This is a genomic window from Paenibacillus sp. FSL R7-0313, assembly GCF_037969885.1.
In the GTDB taxonomy this organism is placed as follows: domain Bacteria; phylum Bacillota; class Bacilli; order Paenibacillales; family Paenibacillaceae; genus Paenibacillus.
The window spans coordinates 2,720,696-2,739,422 of record NZ_CP150219.1 but is presented as its reverse complement, the minus strand read 5'-3'; the positions used below and the strand labels follow the sequence as shown (position 1 = coordinate 2,739,422).

Sequence of the window (18,727 nt, the reverse complement as noted above, 5' to 3'; positions counted from 1 at the left end):
GTTATGGTATAAATGTTAGAATCAACTTATATAACAAAAAAATCCCTCGCCCTGTCGCTGTGTATACAGCAAACAAGGGACGAGAGATTGTGTAATATACATTCACCCGTGGTACCACCCACATTCCGGAAACCTGACACTTTAGCCGTTCAGGTGATCTCTGATGATTCAGGTTTGCCCAAGGCATTCTGATCAAGCAGATATTCCGCTCTACGTGTAACGCACGTCCTGCGCAGGCCGGCTACTGGTCAACAGATCATCTCTGCTATGTTCGCCGTCTGTTCTCGGGGAAGTCATTCGTCCGCTCATCAAGAGAATCCTTACAGCCTTGGGATTCCTCTCTGGTCATGTGGGCACGGAGTACTTGGTCCCGTCATCAAATCAGTAATATAGTTCAAAAATCGACTTGTATTGACTATAGTCAACGTATTATTTTCTGATTGTAATGAACCGCAGTGCTAAAGTCAAGGGTTAACACAAAAAGATAGCTCTAAAAAATTTGCTCACACGCTGCACCGGATGGGGGAGTCACAGAAATCACGGATAATAGAAGCTGGATTCATCTATGAATTCCAACTTCTATTCGCTTCTTATTCCTCTATTGTTTCAGCATCCATTTCAACAGATCCGGCGCGCTTGCCCATAAACGGGAATGCATAATGACATATGCAATCGCTTCGTCTGAGTCGCCCATTCCGACAAAGTCAGGGAGGTTATGCGGCAGCCGTTTCAAACCCAACAGGTAATCAGGCACATGTTTGTTCACACCTCGGGCCACACGGTATAGCATTTTAAGCTGGGAGGTGATTCCGTTTTTCTTATACTCCAGAATAATCTTGTCATAGGCAAAGGCCGCTGCGGCGTCGCCTCTTCCATACTCCTCCAGCAATTGCTCTGCCTGATCCAATTGGTTACTATACAAATACACAGCAGCGAGCAGGTAACGTGCTCCGGTATTGTCTTCCGTATTAAGCTCTAGAATATGCTCCAGGATCTGTGATGCTTCTTTCGTATCTCCGCCAAACCAGCAGGATTCGGCATAGCTTTTGCATATCCGGATATAGGGACGAGTCTCATGAAGCCCCCAGAAGTCCCCTTTGTTCTCCTCAAAGAACAGTTCACCCAGTTCACGTTTGCCAGCAGTAATTCCTTCCTTGAGGTAAGATCGTGCATCATTCTCATTGTCCGATTCCTCAGCCAAAATGAGATACGCATCAGAACTGTCAGGATACATCTCCAGCGCTGTTTCCGCCAGACGTACTCTCCGTTTGGAAGAGCTCGCTTCCATCGCCTTAGACAGCAGAGCCTGTGCTTTGTCTTTCGATGTGCCTGGACCGTTCAGCATCAATAGCTCGTCCGTTTCACCGCCCATGCCGTATTCTTCGATGTAACTATTCATCTCCTTAACCTTCCGGGAGATCGTGCCTGTCGTTACCTCATATTTATCAGCCAGCTCAGCCTTTGAGACATTGAAGCCGTATTCCTCGGACAGCAAATACTCAATTGCAGCAGAGAACGAGCCTGTCTTCTTCACAGTAGGGCGGGTCTGACGGGAGTAGCCGTTCCATAACACCAGAGCTTCCAAAATTACCTCTGGCTCGTATTGTTTCCTCATGTTCTCAATAGTCTGCAGTGCCAGCTGTTCGTGAGCCGGATGCTCCCATTTCAAATCGCTTGCCACCATCTTTTTCAGCTTGGTCAAGGTCAGTTTGCTCTCAGGCTGAATGGAGGCTTCCCGAACCGATTGCTCCGTTGATATTATCCCCAGTATGGATTCTACTGCAGAGGACTCCTTGTTCAGACAACATTTCTTATATTTTTTCCCACTACCGCATGGGCATAGATCATTTCTTCCAACCTTACTCAAAACTAATTCCCCCTTAAATCTGTCTCTAGCCATTCGCATGAGAAATCTGTTGCTTTAGCATTGTAGGTGTCATTTCTCAAACGAGGCATTCTATATAACTTTCAAATTCCATCGATTAAGCAGAAACGGCTGCCGTACTTATATAAAAAAAGGCGGGGCCGTTTCAGCGAGTATATGTTCATCTGGAATATGACCGATCACTCTGGCGATGAGTTCCTCATACTCTCTGTCATAGGATTGGATTCGCCTGAACCCAATCGCTGGAGCTAGATTTACCGTCCAATGTAGCCCAACTATGAAAACAATTCGCTGTAGAATATATAAACCCATCTCTCTATTCTAGCAAAAATTGAATAAAGGGGTAAGCTCTACCCAAAACATACACATTCTCAGCTCAAAAAAAATAGCCTGCACACGGTGTGCAGGCTCAAAGGATATATAAAAAAAGGGGGTCATGTGTGTTATTATAAGCCCACTATGTTAAAGGCTTATGTATCTAATATTACAGTAATATTACAAAAATGATAGCGCTTTATAAATTAGTTTTTTAATATCCTCCTGATTAAAAAGCCCTTGCACATCACTCGACTGTGTGGTCGAGCAGTGCAAGGGCCAAGAAGTATCTACACGTTAATTCAAATCTTCCACATAGGCATGGTTGGAACGAAGCTTATGAACAATCTCCTCATAATCCTCATCCCTTACTTTGGCAGACAGAACATAATGCAGATCATCATAATCGGCCGAAGACACATCTGCAGCATTCAGCAGGTCTCCATCCTCATTCACTCTGTCACGAGTATCCCGTTCTGCATCACGGTCCACATTGGCTACTACAGGGATCACATTTTCGCTAGCTGGAACACCAGGGGCTGCACCTACACCCATTGCTCCGTTGGTGCCTACCCCACCTGCTGTATTATAAGGCACCAGTGGCACCATAACACGCGTGTCTCTACCTATCGCACTATCGAGTTGACCTACTTCCAAATGCTCTGTACGGAACGTCTGAAGTGAAGTTCTTGCTCCCTCTGCCTCGTCCTCGGTTCGAAAATACGCCTGAATATGTTTTGTCATGTCAAACCCTCCTTTTTCGGAATGAAATGCAACGTGAAGTTTGTAAACGTCACGATGTAACGTAGTTAAGATACATCAATGTATGTCAGTGGCACTGGCTGAAGTTATATAACTTTTAGCAGTTCACGTACAAACGCTGGCTCATCTTCAGGTGTTCGGGATGTAATATAGTTTCCATCCACAACGGCCTCATGATCCTTGAACTCTGCTCCTGCGTTTACCATGTCATCCTTAAGTGGTGGATAGGATGTAATGGTGCGGCCTTTCAACAGACCGGCACTAGCCAAAATTTGCGGACCATGACAGATCGCAGCAATTGGTTTCTTCGCACTGTTGATCTCGGTGACAAACTTCAAGATGTGCGCATCAGTCCGCAAATTCTCAGGGGATGATCCACCAGGAATCACGACTGCATCATAATCTGAAGCGGATGCATCACCAATCGCCTTATCTGTGGTATAGGAGGCCTTTCCTCCTTTACCTTTAAGGGTCTCACCGGCTTTTAATCCGATAATCTCCACTTCATGTCCAGCTTTTTTTACTTCGTCATACGGGACCTGCATCTCCGAATCCTCAAAGTCATTCGCCAATAAAAAAGCAACTTTACTCATAACGTATGTTCTCCTTTCCGTGTTCGAACTTTCTTTATAAAATCGGGTCTTGCAGTACATTGGCACTTCGTTGTGCCTCGTTTTGTTATTACCCTCACCAGAGCAATTTATAACAATTTGATGTAATTTCATTTTGTAACGAAGTCGTCAAACGAACACTTAAAAAGTTCTACTCACGACAAAAAGTCCTGATTCGGGAAGGAATCAGGACTTTTTCAGAATCTGTATAATCCAAATATCGGATGTTTATATACCTTTGTAAACATTCAAGATCGCGGAAGATGACTTTGCTTCCCTTTGTCAGTATCCTGAAGTGCCCAGATCGTTGCAACATACTCAGCAGCCGAACGGGCAAGCTGCAATGATTCATACAGGTTGCCAGGGAGTAACAAAGGTTCTGTACGGGTACGTGTTTCTTTCGCAGATTGGCGCATAATTGGATGGATACTCCTTTGATCATGAAATAGTCATCAACGAATTATCCCTCATTATGGCCTAAACCCCATGAAATTATGCACGTGGTTCCTGACGAACCGGACTTTCAAGCATCAAAGTCACGGGTCCCCAATTGGTAAATGTTACATCCATCATCGCTCCGAAACGCCCGGTTTCAACCTGAATACCTTTATCCTGTAGTAGTTGATTAAACGTTTCATATAACAGTTCTGCCGCTTCAGGTCGGGCCGCAGCCGCAAAGCTCGGACGCTTTCCTTTGCGACAATCCCCATACAGGGTGAACTGGGAAACAGACAATACAGCACCGCCTACATCAAGCAGGCTGAGATTCATCTTCTCCTGATCATCCTCAAATATCCGTAACCCACTAACTTTGTCAGCCAGATACTGGGCATCCTTCGTGGTGTCCTCATGGGTAATGCCTACGAGCAGCATTAATCCGGATTCGATCTTCCCTGTCAGCTCGTCTCCCACGGTCACCTGAGCCTCTTTACAGCGTTGTACAAGCACCCTCATCTTACAGGCTCCTTACTGCATAATCCGATGCACCGAATAGACATCTTTCACACGTTTGATCCGTTCTACAACGGATTGCAGATGATCCGTATTACGAATCAGAATTGTGACGTGCACCAATGCTAATTTATTTTTATCTGTCCGTCCTGTAACGGCAGATATATTGGTTTTACTTTCAGATACAGCCTGAAGTACCTCGTTGAGCAAGCCATTCCGATCATGGCCTGTAATCTCAATATCCACACTGTAACTTGCTTCAATATTCTCTTCCCACTCGACCTCAATCACACGTGCTGCTTCTTCTCCGTCTGCACTTGTCGGGATATTCGGACAGTCACTACGGTGTACGGAAACGCCGCGTCCGCGTGTAACGTATCCGATAATGTCATCCCCAGGTACAGGATTACAGCATCGTGCGAATCGGACAAGCAGATTATCAATGCCTTTGACACGAATACCGTTGGTTGGTCGATTTCTGCGCTCAGGTGCAGGTTTCAGCTCACGCATCTCGGAATTTAATTCCAGCAAACTGGACTCTTCCTGCTCTTTACGCAGTTTTTCCGTTGCTTTGGTTACAATCTGTGCAGCAGTAATCCCACCGAATCCAACAGCCGCAAGCATGTCATCAATATCGTTAAACGCATATTTTTTGGCAGCTTCCATCAACTTGTCATCCGTCATCCATGCAGAAGGATCAAGCCCCATGCGTTTCAGTTCACGCTCACAGCTATCCCGACCTTTTTCAACGTTTTCTTCACGGCGTTCCTTCTTGAACCATTGCTTGATCTTCGCTCGTGCATGAGATGATTTCGCAATTTTTATCCAGTCCTGGCTCGGTCCGTAAGAATGTTTGGACGTCAAAATTTCGATGATATCGCCTGTCTTCAGATGATAATCGAGCGGAACAATCCGACCGTTCACTTTGGCACCAATGGTCCGATTACCAACCTCCGTATGGATTCGATAAGCAAAATCCAAAGGAACAGAGCCGATCGGCAATTCGATGACTTCTCCTTTTGGCGTAAATACAAATACCAGATCCGAGAAGAAATCCATTTTGAGTGACTCTACGAATTCTGATGCATCCTGTGCTTCGTTTTGAAGTTCAAGAATTTCACGGAAGAACGTAATCTTATCTTCAAAATGATTTCCGTTCGCAGCGCCTTCTTTGTAGGCCCAGTGGGCTGCAATACCAAATTCAGCAGTCCGGTGCATATCCCATGTCCGGATCTGCACTTCCGTTGGTTCGCCATTGGGACCAACTACCGTTGTATGCAGCGATTGATACATGTTCGCCTTCGGCATCGCAATGTAGTCTTTGAAGCGTCCAGGCATCGGTTTCCATAACGTGTGTATAATTCCCAGGGTAGCATAACAATCCTTGATATTATCCACAATAATACGGATAGCAAGCAGATCGTAAATTTCGTTAAACTGCTTGTTTTTGGTGGTCATCTTCTTGAACACGCTGTAGATATGTTTCGGGCGGCCCGAAAGGTCTGCCTGAATTCCCATCTCATCGAGCTTGTTCGTAATTCCATCCATAACCGTATCAATATATTGCTCACGTTCTGCACGTTTTTTGTGCATGAGGTTTGCAATTCGGTAATACTGTTGCGGATTCAAATAACGGAGGGCGATGTCCTCCATTTCCCATTTGATTGCAGAGATACCCAAACGGTTTGCAATCGGACAGAAAATTTCCAGCGTCTCATATGAAATCCGGCGCTGGCTTTCTTCCGACTGAAACTTGAGTGTCCGCATATTATGCAGACGGTCAGCCAATTTAATCACGATGACACGGATGTCCTGCGCCATGGCGATGAACATTTTGCGGTAGTTCTCGTTCTGCTGTTCTTCCTTGGAGCGAAACTGAATACGTTCCAGCTTCGTCAAGCCGTCAACAAGCATGGCACACGTATTGCCGAAATGATTGCGGATCTCTTCAAGTGAGACCGTAGTATCCTCTACTACATCATGAAGAAGCGCTGCTATTATGGAGATGGTGTCCATCTGCATGTTCACAACAATGTCGGCAACCGCAAGCGGATGCAGAATATACGGTTCTCCCGATTTTCGCGTCTGTCCATGGTGGGCCTGATCAGCAAATTCGTAAGCTTCTCGTATGCGCACCAGATCGGGTTCTTTGATATATGCCCCGGCCTTCTCGAGTAATTGCTCTATGCCCATTCTGATCTGTTCCGTGTCCTTTCTATACCAAATGGAACCCGTGACAGTGCTGCAACACAGGTTCCCCGTAAAAGTAATTTCCTATAATTATGACGCTTCGCCCGTTTCCCGTCAACTGCTGACGAATAACAGCGCTTATCCAATTTTTATATTGGTGATCTGGATTACTTCTATCCCATTTCCCTATGACTCACAGGGGATTGGATGTATTTCTTATTTCTTATGTATTATTGCCGTTATTTGCTGAAATAGAAGGAAAATTCATGAAAATATAAATTCCATCGCTTTGCTACGTCAAAAATGTTATTGCTTAATTAAGAGAAACTCTGTAATCTATTGAAAGTTTGTGTTTCGGAAAAGGAGATGAAATTCATTGCAACGCGAAATTCAGGTTAATCAAAAGATGCCTCTTGGCTCAGGTTCACTGCTTAGCCTTCAGCATTTGTTCGCCATGTTTGGTAGCACGGTGCTTGTACCAAACCTGTTCGGTGTTGATCCAAGTATGATCCTGCTGATGAACGGGATTGGAACACTGTTGTACATACTCATGTGTAAAGGTAAGATTCCAGCATATCTCGGATCAAGCTTTGCCTTTATTGCACCTGTCACAATGGTATTAAAACAACATCCAGAGAATGGCTACTCCATGGCACTTGGAGCTTTTATCATAACAGGACTTGTTTTCTGTTTCGTGGCCCTCATTATTAAATTTGCGGGTACCGGATGGATTAACGTAGTCTTCCCACCAGCGGTTATGGGCGCCATCGTTGCTCTGATCGGTCTGGAGCTTGTACCTGTTGCAGCTGGTATGGCAGGATTGATTAACTCTGATCCTGTTGCTAACCCCAACTGGGTGCCTCAGGCCAAACCCATTATTTTATCCATGGCCACACTCGGTATCACTGTTATTGGAGCCGTAACGTTCCGTGGATTCCCCAAAATCATTCATATTCTAATCGGTATTGTAGTCGGTTATATCCTTGGCTATTCTATGGGTCTGGTTGATAAACAGGCTATTGGAAACGCTGATTTCATCTCACTACCAACCGTAACAACGCCTACATTTGACTGGTCCGTTATTTTCACCATTTTACCTGTAGCGCTTGTGGTTATCGTTGAACATATTGGACATTTGCTTGTAACGAGCAGCATTGTAGGCAAAGATCTTTCAAAAGACCCTGGGCTTCATCGTTCCCTGCTTGGTAATGGGGTCTCCACCATTCTGTCCGGGTTTGTAGGATCTACTCCTAATACAACCTATGGTGAGAACATCGGTGTAATGGCCCTGACCCGCGTATACTCCACATATGTCATTGGTGGGGCAGCAGTTATTGCAATCGTGCTCTCCTTCTCAGGAACATTCTCGGCGCTTGTAGCCAACATTCCTGTGCCTGTTATGGGTGGAGTATCACTACTTCTCTTCGGGGTCATTGCAGCATCCGGTCTGCGTATTCTTGTTGAACAGAAAGTCGATTTTGCCAAACCGACCAATCTACTGCTTACTACACTTGTACTGGTCATCGGACTGAGTGGTACAGAAGTTACCTTCTACGGCGTTCATCTGAAAGGGATGGCATTGGCAACCATCGTCGGAATCCTGATGAGCTTGTTGTTCAAACTGTTTGAAGTGCTAGGTTGGTTGAATGACGATTCGCGTAAACAGCCTGTCACTGAAAAAACGCCACATTAATTTCCATCGTATACACGTCAAAAAGCCTGTTCTCCCTAACCTTACGGTTGGAAGAACAGGCTTTTTGATAATCATTAATGCTGTATATTATTTCCCGGGAAACGGAAAAAACAATTCATGTTTCGTCACAGCGGTACATGTGGAGATCTCAGCTTAATAATTCATCAATGTGAATACATCGATTTCTGGCAATTTGGCACGACCATTCAGATCAGACAGCTCGATCAGGAAGGCAGCTCCGACAACTTTCCCACCCAATTGTTCAATCAAGTTGATGGAAGTTGCAATCGTTCCACCCGTTGCGAGCAAATCATCTGCGATCAGGACATTTTGACCTTTTTCAATCGCATCTGTGTGCATCGCGAGTGTATCCTTGCCATACTCGAGATCATAACCAACTTCAATCGTCTCTCCAGGCAGTTTTCCACTTTTGCGAATCGGAGCAAAACCGACACCAAGAGCGTATGCCAGAGGGGCGCCCACAACGAATCCACGTGCTTCAGGTCCAGCAATAACGTCAATTTTAAGATCAGAAACCATCACTTTCAGTTCATTGATCGCATTGCGGTACATTTCTCCATCCTTCAACAATGTTGTAATGTCCTTAAAGCTGATTCCCGGTTGTGGAAAGTCAGGAATGACACGAATATAATCTTTAAAATCCAAAATAATCTCCTCCTAAAATAAATACACAAACTTCCATCTAAGATACGCCCTTCATCCGGGATATCATCCATTGTGTCAGTTGCGGTGTGGCTGCATCCAGCATCACCTGTTCTATCTCGGCCATATTTTCGAGCGCCTGATAGTGACGTGAAGCGGTTAGTTCACGCTTAGGCGGGTTATCCACAAACGCAATTTTGCCGTTATCACGGGTAATGAAGGATAACTCTTCGAATACATCCAACATCATCGTAATCATGCGCGGCGAACAACCACACTGACGACTGAGCACAGGAGTAATCTCTTGTTCCTCCACGGGTTCAGCTTTCCATTTCAACACCTGCATATAAATACGCTTAAAGAGTTCTCTGGAAGGCATCTGAAGGCGATCTCGGCGGTTGCCTGATCCGTGCAGAAGGATGATATTCTCAGCTCCACTGAACAAAGCCAGCATGGCATTAAGTTGTTCCGGGGTTTCCGGCGTATCAAACACAAATAACGTCCGGACTTGTTCCTGTCCATAATGCTGTGCAGCAGCATTACACGGAAATAACCCGACCTTTCTATCATATACCCAAAGGCAAGGTTCATACAATGAATTTCCCTCGGAAACATCTGTTTCTTTCCGGACAATAGCACCAACAGAACCAGATTTATATCGCAGATGCACCTCAAGTGAGCTCAAGAAATGCTTCATCGCATTTAATGGCTCGGCATTACCGCGCAAATCAAACACTTGGACCTGAGGAACATGAATGTCCTGAAGCATCAGTTGAGGTTTTCTCATCCCATTCCATTCATTGATGGACAGTTCTCCCATCACATCAATAACGGAACCTGGGAGAAGAAACTCTGCTAACGCTCCCTTGCCAAAAGCAACGGTTTCCAGTTGCTGACCATCCTGTTCCAGAACCAGTTTCAGATGGCGTTTCTCTCGTCCCATTGTTCTGGTTTCCTTCACAGTCACACTTCTCAATACAAACCGTGGCGAAGGATTGCTCATCCCAAAAGGCTGCAATCTGTCGATCTCCTGGATCACTTTCAGCGGAACATCACTGATTCTGCATTCATCATCCGCAAGACGTTGAGGTACAAAGTCCTCTTCAGTCAATACAGATGCGGCAAACTCATTCAAACCAGCCTCAAGTTCTTCCAACTGATCCCGATGCAAGGTCATACCTGCTGCAGCAGGATGTCCCCCGTAATGGTCCATGGTGTGTTTATTGACTGTGAGCGCCTCATAGATGTCCAAGCCATCAATAGAGCGCGCAGAGCCCTTACAGACACCGCTCTCTGGATCGATCCCAAAGATAAGTGTAGGTCGGTAATAACGCTCCAGCAATTTGGAAGCCACAATACCAACCACTCCGACGTTCCAGCCCTCACCAGCCAATACGATTACATCTGGAACGGCTCCTGAACGAAGCTGTATCTTTTGTTCCAACTGTGCCGTTGCTTCTTGTAATATGCCCTCTACGACTTGCTGCCGCTCCCGATTCAAAAGATCAAGCTGGCCCGCAAGCGTATGAGCTTCATCCAGATTCTCGGTGGTGAGAAGCGATACCGCTCTCCCGGCATGATCCAAACGTCCACTGGCATTAATACGAGGCGCCATGGCAAAGGCAATATTAATCGAAGTCACCTGACTCTGATCCACACCACTAATTTCCAGCAATGCACTTACACCAGGAAGACGTGAACCACGCATCGATTCTATTCCATAACTGACGATAACCCGGTTCTCCCCTTCCAAAGGCATCAGATCGGCAACGGTGCCGATGGCGGCAATCTCCATCCATTCACCGGGCACTTCCCCGATTAATGCCTGAGCGAGCTTCAAGGCTACTCCTGCTCCTGCCAAACCTTTGAAAGGATACGGGCATCCCGGAAGTTTTGGATTAATAAGTGTAAAGGCTTCGGGCAAAATTTCAGGCGGCTCGTGGTGATCTGTCACAATGACTTCGATGCCCAGCGTTGCCGCATAGGCAATCTGTTCAACAGCACTGATTCCGGTATCTACGGTAATAATCAATGAAACGCCTTGTTGATGCGCCCAATCCAACGCATGGTTGTGCAATCCATACCCTTCATTCGAGCGATGAGGGATATATATATCGTACGAAGCCCCAAGATGACGCATCAAATGGATCATGAGTGATGTGCTGGATACGCCATCAGCGTCATAATCCCCGTAGATCAAAATATGTTCTTCCCGTTCCAATGCCAGCTTGATACGTGGCACAGCTTCATTCATACCGAGGAGCAGATAGGGATCATGCATCTGATTAAGGTCAGGATGCAAAAAACGTTCGGCCTCCTTCTCATTGTGCACTCCTCGACTCACAAGCAAACGTCCAACAAGGGGTGAAACGGAAAGCGCCTGCGAGAGTCCCGCAGCCGCCTCCAAATCGATATTCGGTGTATTCCACCGGTATTGCGAATAAAGCAATGATAACGCTCCTTTCCTGATCTACTGGACCCGCGCTTCACTACTGAATTAATGTCGCTTCGTGATCGGGCAGTTCATGATTGGATTTATAAGGATAACCTGGATCATAAGGTATCGCTTGAATCTGTACTTCTTTCACATGACTGAACCGGGTTAGCAGTAGTGTCTTGGCACGATTCGCAATCTCCTGTGCTTCCAGTATTGAGATTCTTGGATTCACACTAATAACCAGCTCAATCGTAACGTCATGTTCCTGTTCACGTGCAACCAAATGTTCAATGGTAATGATGCCATACACCCGCTGTACAGTCTCTTTGAAATCTGACGCTTCTTCCTGCTGCAGTTCCTGAACGAGTGAACCATAGACTGTGTCCACAATCATTCGGTAACCCTTATGAAGCACAAAACAGGAAGCAATCAACGCTGCCGTGGGGTCCAGGTAGAGCAACATGCTCAAACCCATCTCTTCACCAGCCATCGATCCTATAATGCCGATTAACACGGTGAGCGAGCAATAGAGCGAACGACGATGTTGCTGTGCATAGGCCAGCGCCTGAGACTGGTTTCGTTTACGGAAATATCTGTACTGAAATTGAAAAATTGCTTCTTTCACAGCCAGAGCTGCAACAGCCACCAAAAGTACCGACTTGCCTGGCGCTTCCGGTTCACTTCCGGAGAGACTACCCAATGCGGAGATAGCAAGTTGTAATCCACCCATGAGGATCAGGACAGATAACAATACTGAGATTCCGGGTCTAGCAACATGTGAATGTTCTTTAAACCGTTCCCTGTGAGCCCTGCTCTTATCGTGTACAGACTTGGAGGGAAAGAGACCAGCTAGGGCAGAACCAGCTTCAGAAGCAGAATACAAGCCGTCAGCGAGCAATGATTTGCTGTTTGCCATATAACCGACTCCCGCTTTGATCACCGCAAGTCCCATATTACCAGCAATACCGCTCCATGTGGCAGCCTGAGCAGATGGGATATGTTCTCTGGTCATGAATATTCCCCCTTAATTCTGTACATAAAGTTGCAAAACCGCGCCTGGCAGACGCGGCTTCACAATAAGATGTTTAGTTGGATTCTTTAGCTACTGTTTTTGGCTTATCCACTTGTTTACCTTTGAGCATCAGCCATAGTGGGGCAGCGATATAGATTGAAGAATATGCGCCGAACAGTGTTCCGATAACCATCGCAAGAGAGAACATGCGAATGGATTCTCCACCAAATATGAACAAACAGATTGAAGCTGCAAACACGGTGAATGTTGTATTCAGGGAACGTGTCATCGTTTGAGCCAAACTGCGATTGACTACCTCGCGTAGGTCGGCTTTGGTTGTCTTTTTGGCAAAACGCAGATTCTCACGAATCCGGTCAAAGATAACGATCGTATCGTTGATCGAGAACCCGACAATGGTCAATACTGCGGTAATAAAGGTCAGATCGACTTCCAAACGGAAGATGGAGAACACACTTATTACAACAAATGCATCATGGAAGAGTGCGATAACCGCAGCCAAACCAAAGCGCCACTCAAATCGGATCGCAACATAGATCATGATCCCGATACTTGCAATGAGTACCGCGTAGATCGCGTTGCGCTCCAATTCTTTGGCCATCTCTGGATCAACGGTATTTACTTCATACGAAGCTGATGCATCCAGTTTGGCAAATTCTTCTTTGAACTTACTTTCTTGATTTTCATCCAATACGTTCGAGAAACGAACATTTACACGGTCAGCCCCCGATGTAATGGTAACGTCACCCTCATCAACACCGATGTCCTTAACGATAGGTTTAATCTGCTCCGCTGTGATTGCTTTGGATACCGAGATATCCACATTCGATCCAGCACGGAAATCAACTGCATAATTCAAACCCAAAGCCAGAATGCTGATGATCCCCGTAATCGTCAGAATAATCGAGAAGATATAGGCAATCTTACTACCTTTAACATAATCAAAATTCCAATTAAAGCGCACGAATTTCACTCTCCTTCACTCCGAAGTACTTAGGCTTCTTCAACACGTTACCCCGTACAAGCAGGGTCAACAGGAAGCGGGAGAAGAAAATATTCGTGATAATACTGGTGACAATATCAAAAATCAGCACGAGTGCAAAACCTTTAACCGCACCTGTTCCCAAGAAGAACATAACAGCCGCAGCAATAATGGTTGTGATGTTGGAGTCGATGATCGTACGGAAGGAATGTTTACCACCCGCTTTAACCGAAGACAAGATCGACTTACCACTGCGCATCTCTTCTTTAATCCGTTCGTATGTGATGATATTGGCATCCACCGCCATCCCTATACCCAGGATAAATGCCGCAATACCTGGAAGGGTAAGTACGAATTCTCCTAAATAGAAGATTGCAAGTACCAGCCACGTATGTGTGATCAAGGCAAAACTCGCGATAATACCAGGAATGCGATAAAGCCCAATCATGAACACTAGAATAATAACGGAACCAATCAATCCCGCTTTAATGGTCTGATCCAGAGAAAGTTTACCAAGTGTTGCACCAACACTTTGTGAATACTTCTCTGTAAGTTTCAGTGGCAATGCACCCAGGTTAATGGTGTCACGAAGCTGGTTTGCTTCGTCACGTGTGTAAGCACCCGAAATCTGAGCGGAACCATCTGTCAACTGTTGTCTAACGGTTGGAGCAGATAACAGCTCATCGTCCAAATAAATAGCGAGAGGTTGTCCGATCAAACGTTTGGTAATCTCGGAAAATTTAGCTTTGTCTTTCACTTGAATGTCAATCATAGGCTCATTCAATTGAGTGAACACAACTTTGGCTGCATTCTCAACAAATTCATTTCCGCGAAGTTCGATTTTGGTGTACTCGCCTTCCTTGTCGTTCTCAGCTTTACTACGGAAGGTCAAAACAGCCGGTTCTTTCATTTTGGCTCTAACTTCAGCCTCATCCGTAACCCCTGCCAACTTCAAACGAATCCGGTTGCTTCCTTCTGTGGTTACCTCCGGTTCGCTTGTTCCGAGCGCATTGGCGCGGCTTTCAAGGCTTTTGGCCGTTTGCACCAGAGATGCTTTGGTGACTTGTTGACCTGCTTCGAGCGGCTCTGCTTCATATAAGATCTCGTAGCCTCCCTTTAAATCAAGGCCCAAGCGTATATTTTTGAGCAGTTCCGGGCTTGTTCCCACCATTACCCCTGTGGTGACAAGCACGACCAGAATGAAACTGATAATTCTTTTCATGCCGTTCCTAGATCCCCTTTCGTTCTCAATATTCCTATTATAGCGATGCCGTAAAAAGCAGTCAATTTTCAACAAAAAAGATCCCTTTCGTCTAGAAAGAGGACCCCCGGTATGCAGACACGGTCATAAAGTTCATAAAGCTTGTTGCTTTCAGTGACAAAATGTCGTTCACCAGCTGGTGAAGCGGTGGAATGCCCTGTTTTTCATATTTATGACTGACGCAATTCCAGACATCTTTGCTGGTGACATATTCGTAACCGACAAGCCTTAATTCCTCCGCTTTGCTACGGCAGAGCATCTCTATTGACTGTTCCAACTCCACATCATTCATTTCTTCCAACGGGGAGCCTCCCTTCGTACATCCAAGCCTTTATGCGGCATCAATATTACATGATTCGACTTCGCTTGATCATATTCCTTCTTGCTGATTATGGTTCTTTTTGTTAATCGTGTCCAAGTTGTCATGAGAAGATAAAGGACTGGCATAGGATGAAGAACAACGGCTTTGTCCCGTTTATGTTGATAGCCTGTACTTTCAACCGGGAAAGAGGGGTAGTCTTGAAGAAACAGACATTTATCCAGGGGGCCATGATCCTGCTCGCGGCAGGCATAATTAATCGAATACTTGGTTTCATTCCGCGCATTGCGCTGCCACGAGTCATTGGTGCAGAAGGTGTTGGCATCTACCAATTGAGCTATCCCTTTTTTATCGTACTGGTGACATTAATTACGGGTGGTATTCCGCTCGCCGTAGCCAAGCTCGTAGCCGAAGCTGATACCGGTGCCAATCGTTATTCCCCCCAGCGAATCCTGCAAGTAAGCTTAAGCTTTACGTTGACCCTGGGTGTTGTATTCATGTTTTTGTGCATCCTATTTGCACCCTGGGTTACCAAGTACGTGCTCACAGATGAGCGGGTGTACCATACGTTTGTTAGTATGAGCCCCATGATTGCCATTATCGCCGTATCAGCCGTCTACAGAGGGTATTTCCAAGGTAAGCAAAACATGATGCCTACTGCCATTTCATCCATTGTTGAAACCATCATTCGTATCGTCTGTGTCATTTGGTTTGCCTGGCTTCTTCTCCCCCACGGTATTGCCCAAGCTGCTGCTGGTGCCATGCTGGGCGCACTCGTTGGAGAATTCGGCGGTATGCTTGTACTCTTGTGGAAGTATAACAGGCAGAAGAAAGAGTTACCTCTAGCTAAGCAACAGAACATGTCCAATCTCACAACCAAACCTTCAGCCAAGCCTTTAAACCCAATACCTTCAGTTCTGAAAGAGACGGGTACTCCACAGCCCGGATTAATCCGGCGTTTGCTTGCAATCTCTATTCCTGTTACAGCAGGCCGTTTGGTTGGCTCCTTATCCTATTTGGCCGAAACCATCGTTACTGCCCAAAGTCTGGCTCTGGCAGGCATATCCAAAGGGCTTGCTACAGCACAATATGGTGCATTACAAGGTATGATTATTCCTTTGCTGCTGCTGCCGGGTGCACTAACCTCATCGCTCGCGACATCACTTGTGCCTTCACTGTCCGAGGCTTCTGCTCAGGGGGATCGCGCACTGATTCACAAAAGAATGCATCAGGCCTTACGCTTGGCACTTGTGACAGGTGCTCCGTTTTCTGTGTTTATGTATGTGCTTGCCGAACCGATGTGTCTTGTTCTGTATAATGATGCATCGATTGGAAGCATGCTGAAGCTAATGGCTCCTTTTGCTTTGTTCATTTATATTCAAGCCCCTCTTCAAGCTGCATTACAAGCTCTTGACCGTCCAGGTAAAGCACTACTGAATACATTTATCGGTGCTGTTATCAAAATCACGTTGATTTTAACGCTCGCTTCCAGGCCTGAATATGGCATCTTCGGTGCAGTCATCGCCATCTGTGTGAATTCTACGGTAGTTACCCTGTTACATGCCCAAAGCGTACGCAGTTTGTTACAGTTCCGCTTCAAAATGATGGATTGGGTCAAGACGGGAGCAGGAATGTTTATTATGGGAGCAGCGACACTACTCGTGTACGAAGAGACTGCGATGATGTTGCCCTTCTGGTTCCGGATGCTTCTCGCTCCTTTTGTCGGACTTATTGTGTATTTCATGGTTATGGGCTGGACCAAAATGATTGACTTTCATGATCTGTCCCGTGCCCCTTTGATCGGTTCATGGTTTAAGCGCCGGTCAGGCAAATGATTTTCATTTTTTATCATCTTTTGGACTGACATATATCTTCCCATTGTGGTCAATGGAGCATATAAATACATCTTTGAAATCCATAATTCCGTTCTGTTGAATTTGATTTTTCAGCCAAAATCTCGTTTTCTGGATGATCTCCAGATTTTGATCCTGGACCTTTCCGTCCATAATCAGAGGCAGCGGCAGACCTTCATATTTGATATTTGGAAATCCGTCAATCTGGTTTTTTCCCGTTTTGGATTTACCGGAAGAAGCCCCTTCTGAATCAGAGCCGGAAGAACTGCTGTCGTTAGAAGCATTCTCATCCTTGGGAAAAACGGTCAGCTTGCCTGTGGTCTCCAAGATAGCGAAATCAACCTCACCGATACTGTCTACATTCTGTTCACGGAGTTGTTGCAATAGATCATCCAGATTATATCGTTGCTTCCGCATCTCATCACGGTGAAGAACGCCTTTGGAGATCAAAACAGTAGGTTTGCCATCAATTATCAGGCGAAGACGCCGACTTTTAAGACCTATAAAGGCCATTCCGATCTGTACAATGATCAAGGTAAGCATGGGGGCAATCCCGTGAGAGAGCGGTTTATCAATATCTTCAATCACAAAAGCAGCCATTTCAGCAAGCATAATGGAGACAACAAGATCAAACATGGATAGCTTACCTATCTCACGTTTACCCATAACCCTCATTGCACAGTACACCAGAAAGTACATGAGAATGGTTCGAAAGATATGTGATCCGACATCTGGGAAGTTCACAACAGGGGTCCTCCTTCGAAGCTGAGTTTTTAACAGTTAGCTGGGTAGTGCAATCCCTATTTTGACCTGAACCTTACATGCTCATGCAGAAATAATCCGTTCATTTAATGGAAAACAGTTCATAAGTCCGAAGGCTTGACCATACACTGTATTAACTTATAACTTGTACAAGGGGGTTGCTTCATGCAATTGATCCGCCGCTTGGTTTCGTTTCGAGTGTCCAATCCGATTCTGTCAGGCCTCTGTCAGGCTTTTGTATGGATGTTTATCGGGGCATTTATTCTCTCCTTGTTTCTCTGGATGAGCGGAATGCGGGAACAGGACCTCTCGTTGTATACCTATGTTGTTCATGGCTTGTCATTATTGGTTGGTGGTTTTGTCGCAGGCAAACGTTCTGGTGAAAAAGGATGGTACTACGGAGGGATTACCGGAATCGTATATGGACTCCTTGTGCTGTTGATCGGATTTCTCGCGCTGGATGCTTCGTTTAATTGGAAGGATAGTTTACAACTGCTTAGCGCGTTCTTCATTTCAGCTCTCGGTGGCATGTTCGGTGTTAATACGCATCGCTCCTGACTGACTGGTAAGGAACATCGACCTCCCCTCATAAATCAAAAAAAGAGAACCGGGTCTCCAGGGAGATCCGGTTCTCTACTAGGGAATACGCCACAAACGCACCCTCGTTATTCTATGTTACAGTAACTATTCAACAGCCGTATCACGAGCTACAGCCGTGCTGATTGCATTACGGTCAAATGTAAGCTTAGTTACATCGTTTACACGCAATACAACCACATCGTCCGTAATCTCAGCGATCGTACCGTGAAGGCCACCAATCGTTACAATTTTATCGCCCTTTTTCAATTGGCTCAGCATCGAATTCCGTTGCTTTTGTTTTTTGTTCTGTGGACGAATCATCAAGAAGTAGAAAATTGCAACCATGAGTACCAAAGGTACAATCAAAGATACAATGCCTCCACCCGCTTGTGCTCCTGCTAGAGTCATTCCCTGAAACATTCAAACTCCCCCTT

General features: G+C 45.6%; 17 protein-coding genes. 3 read left to right on the top strand and 14 right to left on the bottom strand.

What is annotated here, in order from left to right; all coding sequences use genetic code 11:
* Positions 1–598: 598 nt before the first annotated feature.
* From NSQ38_RS12030 to NSQ38_RS12005, 6 genes are all read right to left on the bottom strand, one after another.
* Positions 599–1,867 carry an SEC-C metal-binding domain-containing protein gene (locus tag NSQ38_RS12030; protein ID WP_339789391.1) on the bottom strand — a complete coding sequence of 423 codons (1,269 nt, stop codon included), beginning with the start codon at positions 1,865–1,867 and terminating at the stop codon, positions 599–601.
* A 630-nt stretch (positions 1,868–2,497) separates the two neighbouring features.
* On the bottom strand, positions 2,498–2,944 hold the full coding sequence (locus NSQ38_RS12025) for a hypothetical protein (protein WP_338588344.1): 447 nt from the start codon (positions 2,942–2,944) through the stop codon (positions 2,498–2,500).
* A 104-nt stretch (positions 2,945–3,048) separates the two neighbouring features.
* Positions 3,049–3,555: a type 1 glutamine amidotransferase domain-containing protein gene (locus NSQ38_RS12020; protein ID WP_105601829.1), complete on the bottom strand. Its 507-nt coding sequence runs from the start codon at positions 3,553–3,555 to the stop codon at positions 3,049–3,051.
* A gap of 266 nt (positions 3,556–3,821) precedes the next feature.
* Positions 3,822–3,989, bottom strand: a complete 168-nt coding sequence (locus NSQ38_RS12015) for a hypothetical protein (protein WP_339789388.1) — start codon at positions 3,987–3,989, stop codon at positions 3,822–3,824.
* Positions 3,990–4,065: 76 nt separating this feature from the next.
* Positions 4,066–4,527: a D-aminoacyl-tRNA deacylase gene (dtd, locus tag NSQ38_RS12010; RefSeq protein WP_339789385.1), complete on the bottom strand. Its 462-nt coding sequence runs from the start codon at positions 4,525–4,527 to the stop codon at positions 4,066–4,068.
* Positions 4,528–4,539: 12 nt separating this feature from the next.
* Complete coding sequence (locus tag NSQ38_RS12005; RefSeq protein ID WP_062835889.1) at positions 4,540–6,717, bottom strand: bifunctional (p)ppGpp synthetase/guanosine-3',5'-bis(diphosphate) 3'-pyrophosphohydrolase; 2,178 nt, start codon at positions 6,715–6,717, stop codon at positions 4,540–4,542.
* Between the two features lie 373 nt (positions 6,718–7,090).
* On the opposite strand from NSQ38_RS12005, the gene uraA reads away from it, so the two are divergent.
* On the top strand, positions 7,091–8,407 hold the full coding sequence (uraA, locus tag NSQ38_RS12000; protein ID WP_338588346.1) for a uracil permease: 1,317 nt from the start codon (positions 7,091–7,093) through the stop codon (positions 8,405–8,407).
* Positions 8,408–8,560: 153 nt separating this feature from the next.
* Here the strand turns inward: uraA and NSQ38_RS11995 are convergent, their stop codons facing one another.
* The 6 genes from NSQ38_RS11995 to NSQ38_RS11970 all read right to left on the bottom strand — a co-directional run bounded on the left by NSQ38_RS11995 (position 8,561) and on the right by NSQ38_RS11970 (position 15,072).
* Positions 8,561–9,073 (bottom strand): adenine phosphoribosyltransferase, encoded by a 513-nt coding sequence (locus NSQ38_RS11995; protein WP_017686780.1) that lies wholly within the window; start codon positions 9,071–9,073, stop codon positions 8,561–8,563.
* Positions 9,074–9,110: 37 nt separating this feature from the next.
* Entirely contained in the window at positions 9,111–11,519 is a 2,409-nt protein-coding gene (recJ, locus tag NSQ38_RS11990) for a single-stranded-DNA-specific exonuclease RecJ (protein ID WP_339789382.1), read from the bottom strand.
* Positions 11,520–11,559: 40 nt separating this feature from the next.
* Positions 11,560–12,519 (bottom strand): cation diffusion facilitator family transporter, encoded by a 960-nt coding sequence (locus tag NSQ38_RS11985; protein WP_339789381.1) that lies wholly within the window; start codon positions 12,517–12,519, stop codon positions 11,560–11,562.
* A 73-nt stretch (positions 12,520–12,592) separates the two neighbouring features.
* Positions 12,593–13,501: a protein translocase subunit SecF gene (secF, locus tag NSQ38_RS11980; RefSeq protein WP_051447454.1), complete on the bottom strand. Its 909-nt coding sequence runs from the start codon at positions 13,499–13,501 to the stop codon at positions 12,593–12,595.
* Positions 13,491–14,741 carry a protein translocase subunit SecD gene (gene secD, locus NSQ38_RS11975; RefSeq protein ID WP_051447453.1) on the bottom strand — a complete coding sequence of 417 codons (1,251 nt, stop codon included), beginning with the start codon at positions 14,739–14,741 and terminating at the stop codon, positions 13,491–13,493. The genes secF and secD overlap by 11 nt, the downstream gene beginning before the upstream one ends.
* A 91-nt stretch (positions 14,742–14,832) precedes the next feature.
* A complete protein-coding gene (locus NSQ38_RS11970; protein ID WP_036617497.1) occupies positions 14,833–15,072 on the bottom strand; it encodes a post-transcriptional regulator in 240 nt (79 codons plus the stop codon).
* A 227-nt stretch (positions 15,073–15,299) separates the two neighbouring features.
* Between NSQ38_RS11970 and spoVB the strand changes: the two genes are divergently transcribed.
* Positions 15,300–16,934: a stage V sporulation protein B gene (gene spoVB, locus NSQ38_RS11965; RefSeq protein WP_339789378.1), complete on the top strand. Its 1,635-nt coding sequence runs from the start codon at positions 15,300–15,302 to the stop codon at positions 16,932–16,934.
* A 3-nt stretch (positions 16,935–16,937) separates the two neighbouring features.
* On the opposite strand, the gene NSQ38_RS11960 is transcribed toward spoVB, so the two are convergent.
* The gene (locus tag NSQ38_RS11960; protein ID WP_339789375.1) at positions 16,938–17,696 is read right to left on the bottom strand and encodes a DUF421 domain-containing protein; all 759 of its coding nucleotides are present in this window, start codon (positions 17,694–17,696) and stop codon (positions 16,938–16,940) included.
* A 183-nt stretch (positions 17,697–17,879) separates the two neighbouring features.
* On the opposite strand from NSQ38_RS11960, the gene NSQ38_RS11955 reads away from it, so the two are divergent.
* Positions 17,880–18,272 carry a TIGR04086 family membrane protein gene (locus tag NSQ38_RS11955; protein WP_036616878.1) on the top strand — a complete coding sequence of 131 codons (393 nt, stop codon included), beginning with the start codon at positions 17,880–17,882 and terminating at the stop codon, positions 18,270–18,272.
* A gap of 126 nt (positions 18,273–18,398) precedes the next feature.
* Here the strand turns inward: NSQ38_RS11955 and yajC are convergent, their stop codons facing one another.
* Positions 18,399–18,713, bottom strand: a complete 315-nt coding sequence (gene yajC, locus NSQ38_RS11950; protein WP_145324035.1) for a preprotein translocase subunit YajC — start codon at positions 18,711–18,713, stop codon at positions 18,399–18,401.
* Positions 18,714–18,727: the final 14 nt, after the last annotated feature.

Coding starts and splice junctions, on each gene's coding strand:
- NSQ38_RS12005 (WP_062835889.1), bottom strand. CDS start 6,717: ATGGGCATAGAGCAATTACTCGAGAAGGCCGGGGCATATATCAAAGAA.
- dtd (WP_339789385.1), bottom strand. CDS start 4,527: ATGAGGGTGCTTGTACAACGCTGTAAAGAGGCTCAGGTGACCGTGGGA.
- NSQ38_RS11985 (WP_339789381.1), bottom strand. CDS start 12,519: ATGACCAGAGAACATATCCCATCTGCTCAGGCTGCCACATGGAGCGGT.
- NSQ38_RS12020 (WP_105601829.1), bottom strand. CDS start 3,555: ATGAGTAAAGTTGCTTTTTTATTGGCGAATGACTTTGAGGATTCGGAG.
- NSQ38_RS11955 (WP_036616878.1), top strand. CDS start 17,880: ATGCAATTGATCCGCCGCTTGGTTTCGTTTCGAGTGTCCAATCCGATT.
- yajC (WP_145324035.1), bottom strand. CDS start 18,713: ATGTTTCAGGGAATGACTCTAGCAGGAGCACAAGCGGGTGGAGGCATT.
- NSQ38_RS12025 (WP_338588344.1), bottom strand. CDS start 2,944: ATGACAAAACATATTCAGGCGTATTTTCGAACCGAGGACGAGGCAGAG.
- secD (WP_051447453.1), bottom strand. CDS start 14,741: ATGAAAAGAATTATCAGTTTCATTCTGGTCGTGCTTGTCACCACAGGG.
- NSQ38_RS12015 (WP_339789388.1), bottom strand. CDS start 3,989: ATGCGCCAATCTGCGAAAGAAACACGTACCCGTACAGAACCTTTGTTA.
- NSQ38_RS11970 (WP_036617497.1), bottom strand. CDS start 15,072: ATGAATGATGTGGAGTTGGAACAGTCAATAGAGATGCTCTGCCGTAGC.